Consider the following 22075-nt stretch of genomic DNA (forward strand, 5'->3'; position numbering starts at 1 on the left):
CCCGACCGACGTTCGATAGTGGAGATAACCGGGCACGCGGGGCGAGACCATTGACCTTGCGCCAACCGCGCGAGGCGGACGGAAAGCGTCCCCGCGACGGCCGCGTCACTCGTAGAGGAACGCGCCCGGGGGCCCGAGGAGACTTCGTGGCCGATCAAGAGCCGCTGGACACAACATCACAGGACGACGATCACTTGCCGGAGCGAATCCGAGTGCACGCCCTTGCCAAGCGCTTGGGCGTGACCAGCAAACGTATCCTGGCCAAACTCAGCGAACTGGGGACCGAGGTCCGTAGCCCGCAATCGAGTGTGGACCGGGCCGTCGCGGAATCGGTCCGCGAATCGTTGACCACCCCCAACCTGACTCAGGCCGAACCGGGCCTGTTCGAGCCGGCGGCCGCCGTCCCGGAAACGGGCGCGACGGGACAACCGGGGCCGGCGAACGAGACGCTCGGTGCCGCCGAGGCCGACCCTTCCGCTGCGGGCACCCCCGGGGCAGATCAGGCCCCGGCGCCCAATGGTGTGACCGGGCAAATTCCTGGCATCGAGACCGAAACCGTCGCCGCAGGTGCGGCGGTATGGGAACCGGAAGAGCCGCCCGCACCCGATGTGGTGCCGGCCGGTACAGGTCTCGCACCGGCCCCCGCGACCGGAACCGGCCCGGCCGAATCCGGTGCGGCGGCCTCCGCCACCACCGGTGATCAGGGCACAACCGAATCGGCTCCTGCCGATTCCGGTACCGGAGAATCCGCGGTATCGGGCAGTGCGCCGGCGACCGGCGGGACGGCGCTCACCGCCGATACCGCCCGGGTCGGCGACTCCGGCGGAACGCAGACGACCGGGTCCGGTCTCGCCGCCGAGCCCGGTGGGGCCGAAGCAGCGGGAACAACCGCGCCCGGCGAGAAGGCCGAATCTACTGAATCGGCGCAGGCCGATGCGGGCGCGCAACTCGCTGCGGCCGCCGATACCGGGGGTTCCGCAGAACCGTCCGGGCCCGCGGAGGTCTCCGTCTCCGCCACGGTCTCCACGAGTGCACCGCTCTCCCCGGCCACGCCGCCGCCCGCGTTCACCGCCGCGGCAAATCTGTTCGCGAGCCCGGTACGTGAGGAACCCGCCGCCGCCGAACCGGTCGTTTTCGAAAGTGCGGTCGTCGCGGCCCCGCTGTTCCTCTCCCCGGACGCGGCCGCCGCCGAGGATCTGCGCCGTCGCCGCAAGGCCGAACAGCAGGCAGAGCAGCAGACGGAACGCCAGGCAGAGCAGCAGACGGAATCGAAGGCCGAGCCGAAGGCAGAACGGCAGCCCGAGCCGGAGCCGGCCGCGGACAGCGAATCGGATAACGAAACCGGGGACGACCAGTCCGATCAGGGCGGCGATTCCGACGATCAGCCGCGCCGCCGGCGCCGGGGTCGCCGGGGCCGCGGCCGTGGTCGCGGGGAACAGCAGTCCGACGGCGACGGCGATAACGAGGCCGAGGAGAGCGAGTCCACCGAACCGGCCGAAGCATCCGCCGAGACCGAGGACAAGACCGCAGGCGAGGATGCCGACGATCAGGATGCCGGCGATACCGGCGAGGAATCCGAGGGCGGCTCGAGCCGTCGCCGGCGGCGCCGCCGCCGCCGGAAGGTGGGCGGGGATTCCGGGGAGTCGGCCGAATCCGCGGAGGACGATCCGCCCAATACGGTCGTGCACGAACGCGAGCCGCGGAACAAGACCCGGGCCCGCGCCACCGTGGACGAGGTCCAGGGCATCAGCGGCTCCACCCGGCTCGAGGCCAAACGGCAGCGCCGGCGCGACGGCCGCGAGGCCGGCCGCCGCCGCCCGCCGATCCTCACCGAATCGGAATTTCTGGCGCGGCGCGAATCGGTCGACCGGGTGATGGTGGTCCGGGAGAAGGAATTCCCCGGCCATCCGTCGGCGACCCAGGTCGCCGTGCTCGAGGACAACATCCTGGTCGAGCATTTCGTCACCAGCACCGGATCGGCGTCCATGGTGGGCAATGTCTACCTGGGCAAGGTGCAGAACGTGCTGCCGAGCATGGAGGCCGCATTCGTCGATATCGGCCGGGGCCGCAACGGTGTGCTCTACGCCGGTGAAGTGAACTGGGAGGCCGCCGGGCTCGGCGGCCGGGAACGCAAGATCGAGCAGGCGCTCAAACCCGGTGATCAGGTGCTGGTGCAGGTCAGCAAGGATCCGGTCGGGCACAAGGGTGCCCGTTTGACCACCCAGATCAGTCTTGCCGGCCGCTTCCTGGTGTACGTGCCGGGCGGCACCTCCACCGGGATCAGCCGCAAACTGCCCGATACCGAGCGCAAACGTCTCAAGGAGATCCTGCGCGAGATCGTGCCCGCCGATGCCGGGGTGATCATCCGGACCGCCTCCGAAGGGGTCAGCGAGGCGGAACTGACACGCGATGTGGAGCGGTTGCAGGCCACCTGGCGTAAGGTCTCCGCGGCCGCCGAGGGTGAATCCAATGCCCCGAAAACTCTCTACGAAGAGCCGGACCTGCTGGTCAAGGTGGTCCGCGACCTGTTCAACGAGGATTTCTCGAAACTGGTGATCGAGGGCGAACGCTCCTGGAACACGGTCGAGAAATATATCGGCACCGTCGCCCCGGACCTGCTCGCGCGGGTTTCCCGGCACGAGAACAACGGGGTCGATGTTTTCGAGGCCCACCGGATCGACGAACAGCTGGCCAAGGCACTGGACCGCAAGGTCTGGCTGCCGTCCGGCGGCACCCTGGTGATCGACCGGACCGAGGCCATGACCGTGGTCGACGTGAACACCGGTAAGTTCACCGGATCCGGCGGCGGCAACCTCGAGGAAACCGTCACCCGCAACAACCTCGAAGCCGCCGAGGAGATCGTGCGGCAGATGCGGTTGCGCGATATCGGCGGCATGATCGTGGTCGATTTCATCGATATGGTCCTCGAATCCAACCGTGACCTGGTGCTACGCCGGCTCACCGAAGCGCTGGGCCGCGACCGCACCCGCCACCAGGTTTCCGAGGTGACCTCGCTGGGCCTGGTGCAGATGACCCGTAAGAAGCTCGGCACGGGCCTGGTGGAGGCCTTCTCCACCACCTGCGAGCACTGCCGCGGTCGCGGCATCCTCGTGCACAGCTACCCGGTGGAAACCGGCGGCGGTGACGAAAGCTCGGGCCGCGGTCGCGAATCGGGTTCGCGGCGGCGCCGCAACCGCGACAAGGCCGCGCCCGCCGCGGCCGCGCCGGCCCCGGTGCCCGAAATCTCGGAAGAGGAAGCGGCGGCCAAACGGGCGCATCCGGTCGCGCTGGCCATGGCCGCGCATCAGTCGGAGGATTCGGCGGACGAGGCGGCCACCGCCGCGGATCAGGTCGCGACCGGTGAGGTCGCTGACCGGGCCGGGGAGAAGACCGGCGCGGCAGCCGAGGCCGGCGGCGACACCGGCCGGGCCGGTGCCGCGGAACCGCGGCGGCGGCGTACTCGGGTCCGGCGTTCCGCCGGCGCCGCATCGTCCGGGGAGCGTCCCGCTGCCGAGTCGAACGGCAGCACAGCGCATGCGGTCTCCGAAGCGAGTGCCGCGGGTACCGCCGAGGCTGCGGCGGAGACGGCCGGGCCCGAGATGGCCGGGTCCGCCGCAGATGCGGCCGGAGCTGTGGGCGCGGCCGGAGCTGCTGTGGATGCGGCCGGAGCTGCTGCGGATACGGCAGGTGCTGGGGATACCGCGGGTGCTGCCGCGGAAGCGGCCGGAGTTGCTGCGGGAACGGCAGCTGACGCCGGCGCATCGGATGCCGATACCGCGGCTCCGGATACCGGCAGTGCGGCGACCGCAGCGCCGGAACCCATCGAATCGACCGCTGACGCGGATACCGATGTCGTATCGGGTAGCGAGCCGCCGACATCAGGCCTTGCTGCCGATGCCGCCACCGTGCCCGACAACTCCGCCGCTGTGTCCAGTGACACAGAACAAGAGGCCGGCACCCCGGTAACCGAGCCTGTTTCGAACGGTGCTCCGGAACCCGCTGCCGCGCTGAACGGCACCACTGCCGCGGCAAACGGCACGACTGCTCCGCCGGCGGCCGCAGGTAGCCCGGTGGAGACCGCGGGAGAGCCTCCGGTTGCGGTGGTACCGGCCGAGGACGGTGCTGCCGAGTCGCGGACCCGGCGGCGTCGCGTCGCCAGGTCCACGTCCTCACCGGCAGCCGATGCCGCGGCCGCGGTCTTCGTGCTGCCCGCCGAGGAGCCGTCGGCAGCACCGGTCGCCGATCTTGCGGCCGAGCCCGTGGCGGCCGAAGTACCGGTGCGCCGGGCACGGCGCCGCGCGGCCGGGCGTCCGGCCGGACCACCGGTCGACGAAGACAACTGAGTCGAGGTGAACGTGCCCGGTCCGGCTTCGGATCGGGCACTTCGCTGTGCGCCGGCCGTCTGCTCCGCGGGGTCCGCATACCGGGCGCAGCGGCCGGAGACCGGGGGCTGTGAGGGGACCGGTTTGGTCGCGGGAACCGGCATCGGGTAACCTTGGCACTCGCTGCCCGGCGACAGCATGTGCTGTTCCGTGGCCGGTTCCCGATACCGAGAGCCACCAGATGCCGAGGCGGCGATGATTACCAGACCAGTCGTGCGGTGGATCCCGGTGCACTCCGAGAGACAACCGTGCGAACGAGTGCCGAGCACTATAGGAAGAAGGGCAGCCGACCGATGGCAACGTACGCGATCGTCAAGACCGGCGGAAAGCAGTACAAGGTCGCGGTCGGTGACCTGGTGAAGGTCGAAAAGATCGAGGGTGCGCCGGGCACCTCTGTGGCACTGTCGCCGGTCCTCGTCGTCGATGGCGCCGAGCTGACCACCACGGCCGACAAGCTCGCGAAGGTTTCGGTGTCGGCCGAGGTCGTCGAGCAGACCAAGGGCCCGAAGATCCGCATCCACAAGTTCAAGAACAAGACCGGCTACCACAAGCGCCAGGGTCACCGTCAGCCGCTGACGGTCCTGAAGGTCACCGGCATCAAGTAACCACTCGCAGGGCTTTCGTCCCGCGCTGAAGGAGTATCAGCAATGGCACATAAGAAGGGTGCATCCAGCTCCCGGAACGGCCGCGATTCCAATTCCAAGCGGCTCGGCGTGAAGCGCTTCGGCGGGCAGACCGTCCAGGCCGGCGAAATCTTGGTGCGGCAGCGTGGCACCCACTTCCATCCCGGCGTCAACGTCGGCCGCGGCGGGGACGACACCCTGTTCGCGCTGGAAGCCGGTGCGGTGACGTTCGGCAGCAAGCGTGGTCGCAAGACCGTCAACATCGTGGTCCCGGAGCCGGTCGAAGCCTGACCGGCTGACGACTCCACCACAGCGAGCGGGTCAGGGTGATTCACCCTCGACCCGCTTTTCGCGTTTCTACGGTTCGCCGTAGGTCCCCCGGGGCGGTCCCGGTATCGGAGGCCGCGCCTTCCCGACCTTCCAGTTCCCGAGGAGGATGATCCGGCCATGGCCAAGTTCATCGACCGCGTCGTTCTTCATGTCAGCGCCGGTAAAGGCGGCCATGGTTGTGCGTCGGTGCACCGGGAGAAGTTCAAACCGCTCGGCGGGCCCGACGGCGGTAACGGCGGTAACGGCGGGGATGTGGTGCTCGAGGTCGACCCCAACGTGCACACCCTGCTGGATTTCCACTTCCACCCGCACGCGAAGGCCGGTAACGGTAAACCGGGTGAGGGCGGGAACCGGGACGGGAAGAAGGGGTCGGAGCTGCTGCTGAAGGTTCCGGACGGGACCGTGGTCCTGGATTCCGACGGTGAGGTCCTGATGGATCTGGTCGGTGCCGGCAACCGGTTCGTGATCGCGAAGGGCGGTCGCGGGGGGCTGGGGAACGCGGCGCTGGTGTCCCGGGCGCGCAAGGCTCCCGGGTTCGCGCTCCTCGGCGAGGAGGGCGAGGTCCGCGATGTGGTGCTGGAACTCAAATCCGTCGCCGATGTGGGGCTGGTCGGGTTTCCGTCGGCCGGTAAATCATCGCTGGTCTCGGTGCTCTCGGCCGCGAAACCGAAGATCGCCGACTATCCGTTCACCACGCTGGTCCCCAACCTGGGTGTGGTGAACGCCGGTGACACCACCTTCACCATCGCCGACGTGCCAGGGTTGATTCCCGGTGCGAGCGACGGGCGCGGGCTGGGCCTGGATTTCCTGCGCCACCTGGAACGCTGTGCGGTACTCGCCCATGTCGTGGATCTGGCGACGCTGGAACCGGGCCGCGACCCCCTCTCCGATATCGATGCGCTCGAGGCCGAGCTGGCCGCCTACAAACCGGCGCTGCGCGGCGACGCGAGCCTCGGTGACCTGGCCGACCGGCCGCGGGTGGTGATCCTGAACAAGGCCGATGTGCCCGATGCCGAAGACCTCGCCGACCTGGTGACACCGGAGTTGCGCGAGCGGGGCTGGCCGGTCTACCGGATCTCCGCGGTCAGCCACGCCGGTTTGCGGCCGCTGACCTTCGCCCTCGCCGAACTGGTGCAGCACTACCGCGAAGCGCATCCCAAGGCCGAACCGAAACGCCCGGTGATCCGCCCGATCGCGGTGGACGATTCGGGCTTCTCGGTGATCCCCGACCCGGAGGAACCGGGTGGTTTCGTGGTCCGCGGCACCCGGCCCGAACGCTGGGTCCGCCAGACCCAGTTCGACAACGACGAAGCCGTCGGCTACCTGGCCGACCGGCTGGCGCGGCTCGGTGTGGAGGACGAACTGGTGCGGCTCGGCGCCGAACCGGGTGCGCCCGTGACGATCGGCGATGTGACCTTCGACTGGGAACCGCAGATCACCGCGGGCGCCGATATCGTTCCTACCGGCCGCGGCACCGATATCCGGCTCGAACAGACCGACCGGGTCGGGGCGGCCGAACGTAAGCACGCCTCGCGGGTGCGGCGTGGACTCGTCGACGAAGAAGACAGGGAGTAGGCAGGTGAGCCTGGGGAACCGCGGAGCAGGGGCACAGCCGTGACCCAGCTGCCGTTAGAACTCAGTGATGCCCGGCAGGCAATAGCCGGGGCGCGGCGGGTTGTGGTGAAGATCGGTTCGTCCGCGCTCACCAGCCTGCACGGGGGTCTGGACAACGATCGGCTGGATCGGCTCGCAGACGCCATCGAGGCGCGGATGCGGGCCGGTTCCGATGTGGTGGTGGTGTCGTCGGGCGCGATCGGCGCCGGGCTGGCACCGCTGGGGCTCACCCGGCGGCCGCGCGATCTCGCGACCAAACAGGCCGCGGCCAGTGTCGGTCAGCTCGCGCTCGCGCATGCGTGGGGGACCTCGTTCGCCCGGTACGCCCGCACCGTGGGCCAGGTGCTGCTCAGCGCCGACGATTTCGCCCGGCGCGAGCATCACCGCAATGCCCAGCGCACCCTGGACCGGTTGCGGTCGCTCGGGGCGGTCGGGGTGGTGAACGAGAACGATACGGTCGCCACGGAGGAGATCCGGTTCGGCGACAACGATCGCCTCGCCGCGCTGGTCGCCCATCTCGTGGGCGCCGACGCGTTGTTCCTGCTCTCCGATGTTGCCGGGCTCTACGACGGCGATCCGCGCAAGGGCGATGCGAATTTCATCGCCGAGGTGCGCAGCAGTGCCGATCTCGACGGTGTGATCGCCGGGAGCGGCGGTGTGCTGGGGACCGGTGGCATGGCCTCGAAACTGTCCGCCGCCCGGCTGGCCGCCGATGCGGGTGTGCCGGTGCTGCTGGCGGCCGCGGCCGATGCGTCCAGTGCACTCGGAACGGGCACCGTCGGTACGGCTTTCGCGGCCCGTCCGGTGCGTTTGTCGGCCCGCAGGTTCTGGGTCCGGCATGCCGCCGACAGTCGCGGTGCCATTCTCATCGATGCCGGAGCTGTCACCGCGGTGGCGCAGGCCCGGCGGTCGCTGCTCGCGGCGGGGATCGTCGGGGTACGCGGCCGCTTCCATGGCGGCGATGTGGTGGATCTGATCGGCCCGGACCGCGCGATCGTGGCCCGGGGTGTGGTGGAATACGACGCGGCCGAACTTTCCACGATGCTGGGCCGGTCCACCCGGGAACTGCCGGACAGTATGCAGCGCCCGGTGATCCACGCCGACGACCTCGTGAAGGTCTGACGGTCCCGGCCGATTGCGGGCGGCCGGTGCCTCAGGAAATACGCCCCAGGTGATCGGCGGTGCGGGTGGTTTCCGGTAGCCGGTAGCGGGGTGCCAGGCGCAGCACCAGCTCGCAGGCCGAGTCGAGGGTGAAGCGGTGGCCCACCGAGACGTAGATCGGTTTGACCCCGTGCTGAGTACGCAGGACGCGGCCGACGATCTCACCGTCAGCGGTGACCGGGCTCCAGTCACCGCGATCGGGTCCGGGTGCGCCGGCTTCGCCGTAGGAGTTCTTCGCGACCCCGATACTCGGCAGGCCGGTGAGGACACCGAGGTGTGCGGCCAGGCCGAAACGGCGGGGATGGGCCAGTCCGTGGCCGTCGCAGACGAGCGCATCGGGTTCGACGGTCAGTTCCTCGAGTGCGCGGGTCAGTGCCGGGACCTCGCGGAATGCGAAAAGACCGGATATATAAGGGAAATCGATCCGTTCCCGGACCACGGCCCGGTCGAGCACCGTCAGCGATTCGGCGTCGAGTACCGTCACCACCCCGACGGCGGTATCCGGGTCCCGATAGGCCACATCCAGCCCGGCCACCCGCCGAATCGGCCCGTGGTCGTCGCCGACCACGACCTGCGCCCGGAGTCGCTGCTGTATTGCGACGGCCGCGTCCTCGGTCACCACCCATTCGTGCATCTGCCGCACCCGAACCATCCCCGGAGCCTAATCCGAACACCGCGGACAAAGGTATTCGCGGATGCGTGACCGACGGCGGGGTCGCCGCTTCAAAAGGTGGCCCGGCAGATGGATCGACCTCGACGAGATACTCTCGAATGGCCTGACCTGCCGGCGAATCACGCAGAGAACGGGTCCACGACCCCGTAGTTACGCAGTCGCTCCAGGGCGCGGTCGTCGGACAGTTCGGCACGCGACTCGGGATGTTCGTGGTAGTAGCGGATCAGCCAGTACGTTCCCGCGGCCCCGATCGAGAGCTTTTCCGCGTGTATCCGCTTGATGCTGGTGCGGCCCGGCCGGCGGCCGGGGAATTCGATGCGGATGGTGCCCTTGGAATTGTTGCGCGACTGCACGGCGACCCGCTCCACGGCGGTCCAGCTCACCCGGTTCCCGATGGAGGTTTTGGTGGGCACCACGATATGCATCGGTGTGAGCACCAGGCGGCGGATTTCCGGGCGGCGCGCGTAGACCGCGAGATATCCGAGCAGTACGACTGCGACCGTGATCGCGAGCCACGGGGGAATCGGCAATCGCAGGGTGAGGTTGCCGGTCAGTACGCCGATCCCGTAGATCGCGCAGAGTGCCGCCGGGCTCAGGAAGCAGATCACCAGCGCGATCTCGTAGCCGAGCGAGCGGCGCACCACCAGTGCGCCGCGATCGCTGGCGAACCGTGCGCCGTCGACCCTGATTCGCGACCGGCCCCGCGAGGTTGCGGAGATCATCGGCAGATACGAGGCCAGCCAGACGGTGGCCGCGATATGCAGCGCGGTGAGCAGCGGTTCACCGGAGTCGAGGGAGAGTGCCGCCTGAGCCGCGAGGAAGGTGGCGAGAATCGCCACCAGGAACACTGCCGGGTAGGTCCAGCCGTTGAGGTTGCCGCGTAGCTCCCGCGGCGGTGGGAAGAAGCCGCCCGGTTGTACCCGGGGCGGGCCGGGCCGCACTCCCGGACCCGCCTCGGCTTCAGGCGGTTCGGCGGATAGCGTGCTCGGCTGGGCTGTCATCGGTACTACCTGTACTCCAGGGTTGCTTCGGGTGCCTGTGATGATATCGGCAATCGCCCGGCAACTCTTGTTCGCGCGCCGCGGGTGGCGTCAGTGCGCCACGGGGCCCGCTTTCGCATCCGGCCGTTCCGCTCGCGGCGCCACCGGTGCCGCGAGCAGAACGGATCGGATACGTTCTACCGATTCAGTTTTCGGCGCCGACCGGGAGCGCCGCCTCGGCCCGGCGCGGCCGCAGCCGGTCGATCAGCACCACGACCATCAGCGAAATCACGCCCCACACCGCGAATGTCGTCAGATGCGTGCCGACCATATCCGCGTCGAAGTACAGGATCGAGCGCACCGACTCCACCGCCGCCGGCATCGGCAGCACCTCGTGCAGGACCCGGAACATCTCCGGTTCCATATAGATCGACATGGCGCCGTTGGATGCCGGTATACCGAGGAACATCAGTACCGCGATCACCGGGAGTACGGCCAGCATGCCGAGGAGTCGCACGAAGATCGTGGTGAACAGGGCCGTACTGAATATCGCGACCGCACCCACCCCGAACAGCGGCAGGAAATGCCCGTGTACGGCGCCGACGAGCGGGCCCGCGATCAGCCAGACCACGGCAGACATCGCCAGGGACCAACCGGCCAGGAGCGGCAGCAGGGTTCGCAGGCCCATCACCATCGGTGCCGCCGTCGAGCCGACGATGATGATCATGAAGCCGGCCATGATCCAGCCCATGGCCAGATACATGCTCACCGTACCCATGCTGTCGGTATCCGCCAGGGCCGTGATGTTCTCGGTTTCCATCGGCACCTGCTGACCCGAAGCGACCTGGCCGAACACCGTCTGCACCACCTGCTGCTGACTCATTCCGGCGGCCTCGTTGGTGATCAGCGTGGCATGCGGGGTCTGCGGCGACGGCAGGATGTAGGCGGCCGATACCGTGCGGTCGCGGACGAGTTCGCGGGCCTCGTCGCTATCGGTGACACCGCGCAGATCGAACAAACCGGCCATGTTCTGGTCGAGACCCTGCACGACTTGATCGGCCATTTCCGGGGTGGACGCGACGACCGCCACCGGCATCTCCTTGGGCGCCGGTTGATACATCGCGCCCAGCATCGTCGTCATCATCATGCCCACCATGGCCAGCGGGAAGAACGCCAGCAGGGCGTAGTGCACGCGGGCGCGGGGCCGCGGGCCGGGCAGCAGGGATTCGACAGTCCGTGCGGGCGGCGCGGCGTCCGGGTTGCGGCGCCGCTTGACGGCGTCGACCCCGAGCGTGGCAACAAGTGCGATTCCGGCGCCGGCGGCGAGTACGGCCAGATGACCGGCCAACCCGTTGCCGCCGAAGAAGAGGGCCGAACGCAGCGCCTCACCGGTGGCCGGGGCGGGCAGGAAACTGTGCAGGACCGGGTACAGCGACGGCAGCGTGTACACCGACATGCCGAGGTTCGAGGCCGGGACACCCAGCACCATCAGGAACAGCATGCCCACCAGCACGGCCATCGGGCCGAGGATCCGGGTGAGGAACAACTGCACCGAACCCACCGCGAAGACCGCCAGCCAGCTGATACCCAGCACTTCCGCCGTATGGCCTTGAACTGCGCCGAGGATCGGATCGGCGACCGTCCACACCAGCCCGGCCATGAGCGCCGCCCAGCCCGCGAGCAGCGGGACGAACCGCCGGAACCGCAACAGTTCCGGTGCCGAGGAGAGCATCAGGCTCAACGGCATATAACCGGCGAGCATCAGTGCGGTGGTCATGAACATGACCGCCAGCCCGGCGGTGTCGTGCGGCGGGAGCGATGCGAGATCTTCGGTGTGCGGCTGTAGACCGTCGGCGATCACCTGGGCCGACAGCACCTGGCCGATGCTGGACGACTGTGAAGCGCCCGCGGCGCCGGCCGTATAGACCGTGGCGGTGCCGTCGGGTCCGGCCGGTAGCGAGACCGCGCCGGTGACCTCCCGGCCGAAGACCAGTTCGCGGGCTTCGGCATCGCTGCCCGCGATCCGCACATCCACGGCGTCGCCCTGGTCGGTTTCCAGTGCCGTTGCGAATTCGGCGGCGCCCGGTCCGGCGACCGCGACCGGCATATTGTTCGGCGCGGGTGCGTGCATGGCGGCGAGGTAGCCGGTGATCATCATGCCGACCATCAGGAACGGGAAGATGAACATGCCGACGATGCGGCCGATCTTCTCCTTCTTTGCGCGAGCCAGCTCGTCCTGCTCGGCTTTGTCGAGCTCCGCCTCGGTGGGCGGGCTCTCGGTTTCGGTCGGCGCAATCGTCACCGCGGTACTCCTTGCTGTGGGCAGATGCGAACCCGCGGGTTCGGCAGAAGATCGGTGGGTTCCCGGCGCCGGGGCAGCATCATCGATTCCCTCGGGCCGCACACCCGATATGGAAACTAATTTACGCCACGTGACTTAAAATGGGGACACCGACGCCCTGTGAGACTGATCGCAACCGCAGCCGAGCAGTAGGCGGGCAGGATGAGAACCTGCCGGCACGGCAACGACAGAAGGTGAGGACACACGGTGGGACGGCGCGGTGATCTGGCCAGGCAGGCGCTCCTGGACTCCGCCGAGGAACTGTTCGCGACCCACGGGATCGACTCGGTATCCAGCCGGCGTATCGCCGAGCACGCGGGCCAGTCCAACCACTCGGCCGTCACCTACCACTTCGGCGGCCGCGACGAACTCCTGCGCGAACTGGTGGACCGGTACCGCGAACCGGTGCGCCGAATCCGCGCCGAGCTGATCGCCCGGCTCCCGGCCGACCCCGGACTCACCGAGTACCTGCAATGCCTGATCCTGCCGGTGACCAGCCATATCGGATCCCTGCCCACCCCGACCTGGCGGGCGCGGCTACAACGTCAGCTGGCCACCACACCGTCCACCGCGGCCATGCTCACCGAATCCGCCCGCGCCGACGAGCTGTCCGACCGCGTGATCGCGCATATCCACCAATCCCTGTCGGCCGTTCCGCCCACCGTGCGTATCGGCCGCGAGCGGATCGTGGGCCGCATGATCATCGATATCTGCGCCGAATACGAAACCCGGATCAGCGAAGGTTCACAAACCGCCGAATGGACAGCGCTCGGATACTTCCTCACCGACGCCTGCGCGGGCCTGCTCAGCGCCCCGGTGAGCCACCCGGATTTCGCAGGGTTGTAGGCCGAAAAGCCGCTTCACTGTCGGCGAAGTGGCGAGACGAACCCGGCGCCGTCCTGAGCCGTCGCCGGCGCCGGCCGGGTGGAAAGCCACAATCAGGCAGTGACCGGCCACCGGCTGCCGGGCGGTCACCGGGCCCGGAGCCGACGGCATCGGGAGGGCGAGCGCCTCACCGGTCGATAGGAAGCGGCGCGGCGGCCGGGCGGCGATAGCGGATGACGGGGACACCGTCATCGACGGTGACGGTGGCGCGAACACCGTAGACGCCGTGGACCAGACTTTCGGTCAAGGTTTCGGCAGGCAGTCCGTGGGCGGCGATCCGGCCGCGGTCCAGAACCAGTACATAGTCGCAGAACATCGCCGCGAGGTTCAGGTCGTGCAGGGCGACCACGGTGGTGATGGGCAGTTCGGTGATCAGATCCAGGATCTCGAGCTGGTGGGCGATATCGAGGTGATTCGTCGGCTCGTCCAGTAGCAGTTCGCTGGGTTCCTGGGCAAGGGCGCGCGCGATCTGGGTGCGCTGGCGTTCGCCGCCGGAGAGGGTGCGCCAGGTGCGATGCGCGTGTGCCGTGAGACCGGTGGCGTGCAACGCCTTATCGATCGACTCGTCCTCCTGGGGATCGGTGCCGAACAGATCGCGGTGCGGGATCCGGCCCAGGCGTACGACATCGCGCACGGAGATATCGACCTCGGTATGCGCATGCTGGCCGACCATCGCGACCCGGCGGGCCAGCGGGCGCCGGCCGAGGCGGTGCAGGGGAGTGCCGTCGAGGGTGACGGTGCCGCGATCGGGTCGCGAGACTCCGGCGAGCAGCCGCAGCAGCGAGGATTTACCGGACCCGTTCGGCCCGAGCAACCCGACCGTCTGCCCGGGCTGCGGCCGGATATCGATATCGTCGACGACCAGGTTCCCGCCGCGGGTCCACGACAGATGTGTGCCGCTCAGTGTCATCTGCTCACCTGCGTCCTGCGCTTCGCCGGCCGGACAGGGGGTCGCGGCGGCATCATTCGGTACTCCGGGTCCGGAACAGCAGCAGTGCGAATGCGGGCACCCCGATCAATGCGGTGACCACCCCGACCGGCACCTCCTGCGGCGCGAAAACGGTTCTCGCCAGCGCGTCGACCCACACCAGCAGCACCGCGCCCAGAACGGCGCAGACAGGGAGTAACCGGCTGTGCCGCGGTCCCACCAGGAACCTTGCGGCGTGTGGGAGGACCAGGCCGACGAAACCGATCGCCCCGGCCGCACTGACCAGCACCGCGGTCATCAGGGCGGTGACGACGAGCAGCAGCAGCCGCGTCCGTCCGACCGCGATGCCCAGGGTCGCCGCCGCCGACGATCCGAAGGTGAACGCGTCCAGCGCGGAATGCCGCCACCAGCACAGTACGAAACCGGCGGCGCAGACCAGCGCGGTGACCGTGACATCGGTCCAGCTCGCGCCCGCCAGCGAGCCCAGCAGCCAGAACAGGATGCCGCGGGTGCGTTCGGCGTCGGCCGAGGACAGCACGATGAACGAGGTGAGCGCGGAGAACAACTGAGTGCCCGCGACTCCCGCCAGCACCACCTTCGCCGCGCCGCCGCCGGCGCCCGCCGCCAACAGCAGCACCAGGCCGAACGAGACCAATGCGCCGACCAGCGCGCCGGTGGACAGCGATACCAGGCCGCCGCCCACCCCGAGCACCGCCACGATCACCGCACCGGTGGACGCGCCGGAAGAGATTCCGAGGACGAACGGATCCGCGAGCGGGTTGCGCAGCAGCGATTGCATGATGGCCCCGCAGACGGCCAGTCCGGCGCCGCAGATCGCGGCGAGCAGTGTCCGCGGTAGCCGCAGTTCCCAGACGATTCCTTCCCGGATCGCCGATACGTCCGCGGCGCCGACGCCGAGCTTGTCGAACAGCACGGCGTAGACATCGCCCATGGAAAGTTCCGCGGGACCGATGGTGATCGTGAACGCCATCGAGACGGCCAGCACCGCCAGCCCGAGCAGCACCAGCGCGGCCGTCGCGGGTGCGCGCGTGACCGGGGCGGCCGGCGCCGGCTGCGGACTCACGAACCGTAGCCCCACCGCTCCAGGGCGTCGGCGACCTTCTCGATACCGTCGACCGTCCGGATCGACGGATTCAGATCCGCGCCGTTGACGACGATGTAGCGCTTGTTGCGGACGGCGTCCAGGCGCGCGGTGACCGGGTTCGATTCCAGGAACGAGATCTTGCTGTCGAGGGCGTCGCCGGCCAGGCTGCGCCGGCTCAGATCGGCCAGGACCAGGGCGGTCGGGTTGCGGTCGAGCACGGTTTCCCAGCTCACCTGCGGCCACTCGTTGGTGGTGTCGTCGAAAACGTTCTTCGCGCCGACAGCGTCGGTGATGATGCCGGACGATCCGCAGCATCCCGCCATATAGGGCGTGGAGGTGTCGGCGAACCAGTACGCCAGGGATACGTCCTGGGCGGCGATCCGGCCGACCGCGGCGTCGTGGCGACTCTGCAATGCGGTGACCAGCTGCTCACCGCGTTCCCGGATATCGAAGATCGCCGCCAGTTCGCGGACCTCCTTGTACACCGAATCCATGGTCAGCGGTTCGGTGCGGGCGCCGTCGGCATTGACACTGGCATCGGTTTTCCCGTCGCAATCGGTCGGCGACAGGTAGGACGGCACGCCCAGCTGCGCGAACTGGTCCCGGTCGGCCACTCCGCCGGCGCCCAGCGTGCCACCGAAGGAGGCCGCGACGAAATCGGGTTCGGTATCGAGCACCACCTCGAACGACGGGGCGTTATCGGCCAGCCGGGGGACCTTCGCGTTGTCGGCGGCCAGATTCTCGCGCACCGGATCGGTCCAGGTCGCGGTGCCCACCATCCGGTCGGCCAGGCCGAGCGACAGCATGATCTCCGCCGACCCTTGATTCAGGGCGACCGCACGCTGCGGCGGAGCGTCCACCGTGACCTCGACCCCACAGTTGCTGATCTTCATCGGATAACCCGGCGAATCGGTCGCGGTATCCGCGGCGGTTCCGGCCTCCGTGGCCGAGCAGCCGGCGAGCGTCGCGGCGGCCAGGACGGTGGCGATGATCAGCGGAAACGACCGCATCAGGGCTGGACTCCTTGCGTCTGGGCCTGTGCGCGAGGCCGGCGTCGTGCGGCGCGTGAGCGATCGGACTTCACCTGCACGGTGTCACCGTTGCGCGCCAGTCCCGGACTCCCACCGGGTTCCCTCACCACGCCGCGGGCCGCAGTGCGGCCGCGACCATGCTATCCGACGCCCGACTGGACGTACGACCAGGGCGAACCGCCGGGCTTGTATCCGGACACCACTACGGACAGCCGGTGTCCGGCGGGCGTCATCCGCCCGCCGATTCGGACAACGCGCCCGGAGCGATCGGGCGGAGACAGTAGGCGAATCCTCCCAACGGAGGACGCGCTCCGCGGCTTCGGCTGCCTACCGTCGACTGGTGGAGACGAGGACGCAGGGCCGGTCGCCGATCGGCGCCGCGAGCATTGTCGTGGTGCTCGCCGCGGTCGCGGTGTGGTGGATATTTCTCATCGACGGTATCGGCGCGCTCATGGGCGCCGAATACACCCGCGCCGCGCATATCGTTCGAGCGCTCTGCGCCACCCTGTTCGTCGTTCCGCTGATCGCGCTCGCACTGCGGTATCCGATCCGCCGCAGTTGGGCGGATATCGGATTGGAGCGGGCCGGTCCCGGCTTCCGGCAGTTCGCCGCCGGGGTCGGGTACTGGCTGGTACCCGCCGCCGCGACACTGGCGGTGGCGGTCGCGGCCGGGTGGACCGAGATCACGGTGCGGGCCCCGGCCGCCGAAGCCGTCGGCGTGCTGATCGGGCTCACTGCGCTGGTTCTGCTGTACGAGGCGGTACCGGAGGAGCTGGTCTTCCGCGGGTTCTTCTATACCGCGCTCGCCGGGCGCTGGTCGCCTGCGATAGCGGTATGCGGGCAGGCTGTGCTGTTCACCTTGTGGGGCACCCTGATCGGCGCGGCCGCCTCGATCGAACGGATCGTGCTGTTCGCTGTATTCTCGGCGCTGCTGGGTGCGTTACGCGCGGTCACCGGGAGCCTGTGGACCTGTATGGGTTTCCATACAGCGTTTCAGGTGACGGCCCAGTTGCTCACCGGTGACCACTGGCCCCAGGCCGAGCTCGCCGACCCCGACGGTACCGTCTCGGCACTGGTCCTCGTCGCGATCCCGTTCCTCGTCACCGCGATCCTGCTGTGGTGGCGGAACTCGCGCGCTCGCCGCGGTATCGGTGCTCGAACGTAATGGCGATTTCCTGCCAGCGTCCGTGCCGGGATTCGCGTTTGCTCGAAGTACATCAGCAAACGCGAAAGGACCGAAATGGCAGAGAATATCGTGGTAGTCACCGGCGCGACGCGCGGAATCGGCCGGGCGACCGCCACCGCGTTCGCCCGCAAGGGCTACCGGGTGGTCGTGACGGGCCGGCGCGCGGAAGCCGTGGACGCCGTGGTGCGGGATCTGCGTGCCGAAGGTCTCGCCGCCGAAGGTGAACTGCTGGACGTGTGTTCGGTCGACAGCGCCCGCTGCCTGGCCGAATCCCTCGGCGAGCGGCACGATCACATCGACGTGCTGGTGAACAATGCCGGGATCCTCCCCGAGGCGACGGCATCCGAGGCGGTGAACTTCGCCCACCCCGGCGCTTTCACCGAAACTTTGATGACTAACACCTTCGGGCCCGCCAACGTGATCGAAGCCCTGCTGCCGCTGGTGCGGCGGGCTCCGGCCGGGCATATCGTAAACGTCTCCACCGAGATGGGATCGCTGTCCGAGCAGCGCAACCCGGATTCGGCCTACTACTCGATGGTGGTGCCCGGGTATCAGGCGTCGAAAGCTGCCCTCAACAGCCTCACGGTGGGTCTGGCGAAACTACTCGCGGATACCCCGGTTCGGGTGACCTCGGTCTGCCCGGGTTTCGTCGCGACCGAACTCGCCCCAGCGGCAGCGGACGCGCCGACGACACCGGACGATGCCGCGCGGATCATCCTGTCCGCCGCGGAATCCGCCGACCCGTGCCGCAACGGAGCTTTCGTGGGCGCGGGCGGCCCGATCCCTTGGTAGTCGAGCGTCGTCGGCGATTCGGGCCGTGCGCCGGGCGGCCCGAATCGCCACATCGAGCCCGGCCGATATTGCGCTTCGGGGATACCGGCGCGACGGTGGATGGGCTCGGGCGCCCGATCTCGCCATGCGGTGGCGGCGCCCGAATCAGCCGGCTGTTCTACACGCATCCTTGATCTGCTGTTCGGCGTAGGTCACGAACGAGTCCAACTCTGCCTCTCGGTATGTCCACTCGTCGGTGGCTTCTCCCAGGTAGCCGGCCCGGGCGAGGCGTAGCACCGCGGCGTGCTCGGCGGGCAGCCGGGACGCGAGCGCTTCGGCGGCATCCGCCTTGGACACCACGACCCCCGATTCGGCCGTGACCCACATCCGGGCGAGAGTCAGCACCACATTGCGTTCGTCGCCCCGCACACCGGCGACCAACTCCGGTAGGCCGGCGACGATCGCGCGGATGAGGTCGTTCGCCGGGACGGGATCCACGAGGCGCGCGGCGGGCGGGCCGAACAGTGCCGACGAGGAGTCGCGCACCATGGTGGCGAGAATCGTCAGGTCCGGGTCGTCGGTGGGGGTGGGCAGATCGCCCCGCTCGAACTCCGCGCGTAGCCATTCGCCGTATACGAAATCCGAGCGCGGCGGGAAACGCCACGGCACCAGTTCGTCCCGGACCACCACCGTGAGTTCCACCGGCCGGGCCGGACCCGACCGCGGCCAGTGGCCGGAAATACGCAACAGCACGTCGGCCAGCGCTTTTCGAACCTCGCTACCGAGTGAACTCCGCACCACGGCGAACAGATCGATATCGCTGTCGTGACGCAATCCGCCCGTCACTGCCGAACCGTAGAGATACAGCCCGGCCAGGCCGTCACCGAGCACGTCCGCGACGGCCCGGGCTATCGGGGTGGCTTCGGTAATCGGATCCGGTTGAGCTCCCATATTCTCACCATAGGCGGGCAGGTGGACCGACCCGAGGTGAAAATCCTGCTTCCGGAGGACCACGGATGGGGGTTGTCACGGAGGCGGCCGACCCCTGCGGTGGCCTAGGTTCGACGTGATGCCCTCCGGGCAGGGATCGCGTGGGGGCCGGATACCGGCCAGGACAGTGAGGTGCGGTGTGAGTGCCATCGATACGGCGGTCGTCGAACCCGGTGCCGACCCGGCCCCGTCCATGACGGAAAATGCCGCGCCGGCGCGCTGGCCGTGGGCCGCGCGGGTGGGGTTCCGCTTCGGCGTCGTCTACACGGTTCTGTTCTCCGTCATGATCGGGCAGATCGTCTTCGCGCTCGTCGCGGTCTTGGATGAATGGCTCCCCGATACCGCGCCGATTTGGCCGCTGCAGCAGGCCGCGCCGGTGCTGGAGTGGGTGGGCCGGACGGTATTCGGGGTCGAAGCCGTATTCCAGCAGAACTCGGGTAGCGGTGATCAGGCCGCCATCTGGGTGATGCTGTTCTGTATCGCCGTCGTCGCCGCCGTGGTGACCCTTGTCTGGTCGGTGCTCGACCGCCGCCGCCCGGCCTATCCACGTCTCGCCGCCTGGTTCCTGACCGGGCTGCGGCTCTGCCTGGCCGGGCAGATGCTGTTCTACGGTATCGCCAAAGCGATACCGAGCCAGATGCCGCCGCCGTCGCTGTCGACCCTGCTCCTGCCGTACGGCCAGCTGACACCGATGTCGGTGCTGTGGTTGCAGGTCGGCAGTTCGCCGGTGTACGAAATCCTGCTCGGCGTCGCCGAACTCACGGGCGGGCTACTCCTGCTGCTGCCGCCCACCGCCACCCTGGGCGCGATGCTGAGTGTGGTGAGCATGGCGCAGGTATTCGTGCTGAATATGACCTTCGACGTACCGGTCAAAATCCTGTCCTTCCACCTGCTGGTCTTCTCCTTGGTCCTGCTTGCCCCGCAGGCCCGCCGGTTTGCCGATTTCTTCCTACTGGCCCGCCGCACCGAGCCCGCGGTCCAACCGCCGTTGTTCACCACAGTCCGGGCCAACCGGTACGCGACCTGGGCGCAGGCGGCGATCGGCGTCTGGCTGGTCGCCGGAATATCGTGGGTGGGCTGGACCAGCTGGCAGGAATTCGGCGGGGGAGCACCGAATCCGGAACTCTATGGATTGTGGGAGGTAACCGAGTTCCGGATCGACGGCGAGCCGGTGCCGCCGCTGCTGACCGACGAGACCCGCTGGCAGCGACTCGTGATCGAAGTCGAGGGCGCGGCGACCATTCAAGGAATGGACGGGCGACTGATGGGTGTTCCGGCGGAGGTGGACGCGGCCGCGCAGACGCTCACCGTCGTCACCGCTCCGGGCGCAGCAGAGCCACCGGTCACGTTCTCCTATGCGCGCCCCGACGCGGAACACCTCCACCTGGAAGGCGAACTCGACGGCCGCTCGGCCCGGATCGAGTTCAGCGCGGTCGACCCGGGCGCCTTCCCGTTGAACGGCGATGGGTTCCACTGGGTGCAGGACTACCCCAACGCGGGATGAATCGTCCTTGTTCCGCAGGGGCACAACGGCTACCGTTGGCGTCGGACGAAGTTCTGAGGGGGAAATATGCAGTTTCGGAATGCCTTTCGTGTGGCCGTTGTCGCGGCGGCAAGTTGCGCCGCGCTCAGTGGGTTCGTTCCCGGAGCTTCCGCACTCGATCTCGCACCGGGAGTTCACTGCGACGGGGCACGATGTACCAATGACAACGCCGAGGCATATGTCATCCATGGCTTTGTGACCTGTTCGGTATTCGCTCCGCCTTTGCCGTCGCCTGACCCGACTGTGCCGCCCGCCTCCCCATACACCACCCGAACCGATCCTTGGTCGGAGGTTTTCGAGCCGCACACCACCCGGGACGTCAACCCGGGCTGTAGTGGTGGGCGGCCGATGGGCTGGACATTCGGCGGCGCATATCCGAGATCTCAGGTCCCCACCGGGTCCGCCATTCCGGGCGTCGGCTGAGATTTCCAGTAGATGCCCGCCTGTGTACCAGGCGTATCGAGCCGAAGTTGCCGGGGCACTGCGGCATGGAAGTCGAGGTAGCGACTTCCAGAGTTGGAACGAAAAAGGCTGCGTTCCAATCGGTTCCGCCTACCTGCCGGGGACTGGACAGTGCGCGGGGCGCGGGTTCGGTGGCTATGCTGGCGGCCGCTGGTGCTGATTGTGATGAGAGGCTGTTGATGATCCCCGAAGACTCAGGACAGTCCGGGAGCAACGTTTTCGACGACGGTGAGCCGACCGCCGCGCGGGTATACGACGTGATGCTGAACGGAAAAGACAACTACCGCATCGATCGCCAGGTGGCGGAAGCCAGTCTCGCCGTCATGCCGGAACTGAAAGAGATCGCGCTGCACAACCGGGCGATCCTGCACCGGGTAGTGCGCCATCTCGCCCTCGAGAAGGGAATCACCCAGTTCCTCGATCTCGGTTCCGGCCTACCGACGGCGCGCAACACACATGAGGTTGCGCAGGAGACGAATCCGGACGCGAAGGTCGTCTACGTCGATATCGACCCCATTGTGCTCGCCTACGGCCGGGCGCATCTGGAGACCAACCCGAACACCCGGGTGGTCACCGGCGATATCCGCAAGCCCGGAGAGGTACTCGCGCATCCCGATGTGCGGGAACTGATCGACTTCGACAAGCCGGTGTGTGTGATGCTCGTCGGAATCCTGCACCATATTCTCGACGAGGAAGACCCGAAGGGAATCGTCGCGACGCTCCGTGCCGCAGTGCCGCCCGGTTCGTGCTTCTTCATCACCAACTTCACCCGGCTCAGCGACTCCCGCGAAAGCGAGGAGCTCGAACAGGTGCTGCTATCACAGCTGGGCACGGGCCGTGTGCGGACACCTGCGGAACTGGCCGAATATTTCGACGGGCTGGAGATCCTCCCGCCGGGCCTCGTCCCACTGCCATTGTGGCGGCCGGATGAGATCGTCACCGACGCCACGACCATCGGGGTGCGTTTCATGACAGGTGGGGTCGGGATCAAGAAGTGACCTGACCTCAGCCGCGGCTGTCTGCCACCAGACCGGGCCGGCGCCGACCCGCGCCGGACCGAACGGTGGGGT

General features: G+C 68.3%; 17 protein-coding genes. 10 read left to right on the plus strand and 7 right to left on the minus strand.

Annotated elements, in window-relative coordinates; all coding sequences use genetic code 11:
- Positions 1-146: 146 nt before the first annotated feature.
- The 5 genes from ACFWPH_RS22865 (at position 147) to proB (ending at position 8071) form a co-directional block, all read left to right on the plus strand.
- Positions 147-4343: a translation initiation factor IF-2 N-terminal domain-containing protein gene (locus ACFWPH_RS22865; RefSeq protein ID WP_378754124.1), complete on the plus strand. Its 4197-nt coding sequence runs from the start codon at positions 147-149 to the stop codon at positions 4341-4343.
- Positions 4344-4675: 332 nt separating this feature from the next.
- Positions 4676-4987 (plus strand): 50S ribosomal protein L21, encoded by a 312-nt coding sequence (gene rplU, locus ACFWPH_RS22870; protein WP_058856967.1) that lies wholly within the window; start codon positions 4676-4678, stop codon positions 4985-4987.
- 42 nt (positions 4988-5029) lie between these two features.
- Positions 5030-5296 (plus strand): 50S ribosomal protein L27, encoded by a 267-nt coding sequence (gene rpmA / locus ACFWPH_RS22875; protein WP_378754126.1) that lies wholly within the window; start codon positions 5030-5032, stop codon positions 5294-5296.
- A 156-nt stretch (positions 5297-5452) separates the two neighbouring features.
- A complete protein-coding gene (gene obgE, locus ACFWPH_RS22880; RefSeq protein WP_378754128.1) occupies positions 5453-6910 on the plus strand; it encodes a GTPase ObgE in 1458 nt (485 codons plus the stop codon).
- A 39-nt stretch (positions 6911-6949) separates the two neighbouring features.
- Positions 6950-8071, plus strand: a complete 1122-nt coding sequence (proB, locus tag ACFWPH_RS22885; protein ID WP_378754130.1) for a glutamate 5-kinase — start codon at positions 6950-6952, stop codon at positions 8069-8071.
- Positions 8072-8102: 31 nt separating this feature from the next.
- Here proB and ACFWPH_RS22890 read toward each other — a convergent pair whose 3' ends face one another.
- The 3 genes from ACFWPH_RS22890 to ACFWPH_RS22900 form a co-directional block, all read right to left on the minus strand.
- Positions 8103-8762: an endonuclease V gene (locus tag ACFWPH_RS22890; protein ID WP_378754132.1), complete on the minus strand. Its 660-nt coding sequence runs from the start codon at positions 8760-8762 to the stop codon at positions 8103-8105.
- Positions 8763-8902: 140 nt separating this feature from the next.
- Positions 8903-9784 (minus strand): hypothetical protein, encoded by an 882-nt coding sequence (locus ACFWPH_RS22895; RefSeq protein ID WP_378754134.1) that lies wholly within the window; start codon positions 9782-9784, stop codon positions 8903-8905.
- A 184-nt stretch (positions 9785-9968) separates the two neighbouring features.
- Positions 9969-12065, minus strand: coding sequence for an ABC transporter permease (locus ACFWPH_RS22900; protein WP_378754136.1), 2097 nt, complete (start codon positions 12063-12065; stop codon positions 9969-9971).
- A gap of 246 nt (positions 12066-12311) precedes the next feature.
- Here ACFWPH_RS22900 and ACFWPH_RS22905 point away from each other — a divergent pair, with 246 nt between their 5' ends.
- Positions 12312-12950 (plus strand): TetR/AcrR family transcriptional regulator, encoded by a 639-nt coding sequence (locus ACFWPH_RS22905; protein WP_378754138.1) that lies wholly within the window; start codon positions 12312-12314, stop codon positions 12948-12950.
- Positions 12951-13116: 166 nt separating this feature from the next.
- Here the strand turns inward: ACFWPH_RS22905 and ACFWPH_RS22910 are convergent, their stop codons facing one another.
- The 3 genes from ACFWPH_RS22910 to ACFWPH_RS22920 all read right to left on the minus strand — a co-directional run bounded on the left by ACFWPH_RS22910 (position 13117) and on the right by ACFWPH_RS22920 (position 16032).
- Positions 13117-13899, minus strand: coding sequence for an ABC transporter ATP-binding protein (locus ACFWPH_RS22910; protein WP_378754140.1), 783 nt, complete (start codon positions 13897-13899; stop codon positions 13117-13119).
- Positions 13900-13951: 52 nt separating this feature from the next.
- On the minus strand, positions 13952-14908 hold the full coding sequence (locus ACFWPH_RS22915) for an iron ABC transporter permease (RefSeq protein WP_280414707.1): 957 nt from the start codon (positions 14906-14908) through the stop codon (positions 13952-13954).
- Between the two features lie 89 nt (positions 14909-14997).
- Positions 14998-16032, minus strand: a complete 1035-nt coding sequence (locus tag ACFWPH_RS22920) for an ABC transporter substrate-binding protein (protein ID WP_378754142.1) — start codon at positions 16030-16032, stop codon at positions 14998-15000.
- A 361-nt stretch (positions 16033-16393) separates the two neighbouring features.
- On the opposite strand from ACFWPH_RS22920, the gene ACFWPH_RS22925 reads away from it, so the two are divergent.
- Together ACFWPH_RS22925 and ACFWPH_RS22930 are read left to right on the plus strand one after the other, a co-directional pair.
- Positions 16394-17218, plus strand: a complete 825-nt coding sequence (locus ACFWPH_RS22925; RefSeq protein WP_378754144.1) for a CPBP family intramembrane glutamic endopeptidase — start codon at positions 16394-16396, stop codon at positions 17216-17218.
- Between the two features lie 75 nt (positions 17219-17293).
- A complete protein-coding gene (locus tag ACFWPH_RS22930) occupies positions 17294-18031 on the plus strand; it encodes an SDR family NAD(P)-dependent oxidoreductase (protein ID WP_378754145.1) in 738 nt (245 codons plus the stop codon).
- 144 nt (positions 18032-18175) lie between these two features.
- On the opposite strand, the gene ACFWPH_RS22935 is transcribed toward ACFWPH_RS22930, so the two are convergent.
- Positions 18176-18961 (minus strand): aminoglycoside adenylyltransferase family protein, encoded by a 786-nt coding sequence (locus ACFWPH_RS22935; protein WP_378754147.1) that lies wholly within the window; start codon positions 18959-18961, stop codon positions 18176-18178.
- A gap of 178 nt (positions 18962-19139) precedes the next feature.
- Here ACFWPH_RS22935 and ACFWPH_RS22940 point away from each other — a divergent pair, with 178 nt between their 5' ends.
- Together ACFWPH_RS22940 and ACFWPH_RS22945 are read left to right on the plus strand one after the other, a co-directional pair.
- Positions 19140-20504, plus strand: coding sequence for a DoxX family protein (locus ACFWPH_RS22940; protein WP_378754149.1), 1365 nt, complete (start codon positions 19140-19142; stop codon positions 20502-20504).
- Positions 20505-21184: 680 nt separating this feature from the next.
- The gene (locus ACFWPH_RS22945; protein WP_378754151.1) at positions 21185-22003 is read left to right on the plus strand and encodes an SAM-dependent methyltransferase; all 819 of its coding nucleotides are present in this window, start codon (positions 21185-21187) and stop codon (positions 22001-22003) included.
- Positions 22004-22075 lie beyond the last annotated feature (72 nt).

Origin of the sequence: Nocardia sp. NPDC058499 (assembly GCF_042719915.1) — a bacterium.
Taxonomy (GTDB): Bacteria; Actinomycetota; Actinomycetes; order Mycobacteriales; family Mycobacteriaceae; genus Nocardia.